This is a genomic window from Arthrobacter sp. 35/47 (assembly GCF_000520475.1).
GTDB classification, from domain to species: domain Bacteria; phylum Actinomycetota; class Actinomycetes; order Actinomycetales; family Micrococcaceae; genus Arthrobacter_D; species Arthrobacter_D subterraneus.
In genome coordinates, this window is sequence record NZ_KI914587.1 from 93,680 (window position 1) to 95,035 (window position 1,356).

The 1,356-nt window shown below is 65.0% G+C and carries 2 pseudogenes; both read right to left on the reverse strand.

The annotated features are described in order from the left end of the window. A pseudogene (locus X803_RS22100) lies at positions 1–702 on the reverse strand (hypothetical protein); the annotation flags it as partial. 86 nt (positions 703–788) lie between these two features. Further along, a pseudogene (locus tag X803_RS0105110) lies at positions 789–1,356 on the reverse strand (hypothetical protein); the annotation flags it as partial.

The window sequence follows — 1,356 nt, forward strand, 5'->3', positions numbered from 1 at the left end:
CACACCGTCACCGGCACCCAGCACAACCGCAGCATCAACACTCGCATCCGCAGCAGCATCACCGAGCACACCGTCACCGGCACCCAGCACAACCGCAGCATCAACATTCGCATCCGCTGCCACCGCCGCATCTGAAACCAGCTCGGTCACCACCGCAGCATCCACCGCGACCGCGGCATCACCCGCAAGCACGCCGTCACCGGCACCCAGAACAACGGCCGCGTCACCAGCCACCGCCGCATCACCGGCACCCAACACAACAGCAGCGTCAACATTCGCATCCGATGCCACCACCGCATCGGAAACCGGCGCAGTCACCACCGCAGCATCAACCGCGACTGCGGCATCACCCGCAAGCACGCCGTCACCGGCGCCCAGGACCACCGCAGCGTCACCAACCACCGCAGCGTCCCCGGCACCCAACACAACAGCAGCGTCCACGTTCGCATCCGCTGCCACCGCCGCATCAGAAACCGGCGCAGTCACCACCGCAGCGTCCACGTTCGCATCCGCGGTCACCACAGCATCGGAAACCGGCGCAGTCACCACCGCAGCGTCCACGTTCGCATCACCAACCTCAGCGACAACGTTCGCAACAACGTCAATACCGGCTTCTTCAGCATTTGCTGCGCCGGCGCCGAGAACAAGAATGCCCCCGGTCAGCAGGAATACCCTGATTCCCCTTCTTATGCACGTATGCATGACTCTTTCCTCCAGATTGAATTGAAAGTGGTGTCAGAGCACCACAAGGACCATCAGCTGCCTGAAAAAGGGCAGCATGGACCTGATCAATCGGGAGTGGAACCGGGATCGTAGGAAGGACCGGAAGGAAGCCCGCCTGGGACCTGCTGTCCGGCGAGGACAAACCATGTGGGAAGAACCGACCACGACGGCGGCGGAATAGCAAGGCCCACGGCCCCACCTGATCCCGACGCGCCGACCGACGGTGCCACCGTCACGCCCAGCGGTGATGAACCCGGCGGACTGGCATCGGCCAAGGCGTCCGTCGGCTCACCGCGCGGAACCTCGTGGGCGGCGGCGGAAGAGTTGAAGGATTGCGTCGATTGCTGCGGGAATGGATCGTCGTCGGGCAGAGACTGCTCGGCGCTGACTCCGCCTTCAGAAGCCGGTGCGGGCATCTCGCCGACGGCGCTCTCGTCAACGGCGCCCTCGACGCCAGCACGCTCGGCAGCCCGCGGCGGCGCCACAACCACGTCGAGGGTTTCCTCCACCGGAACCGGCGCGCTGACCGGTTCATCGGTCTCGGGCAGAACGGTGAGCGGCACGGGAAGGGCTTCTTCAGCTACCTGCACTACCGGCTCCACGATCGCCGTTACCGGCTCGATCAGAGCCACG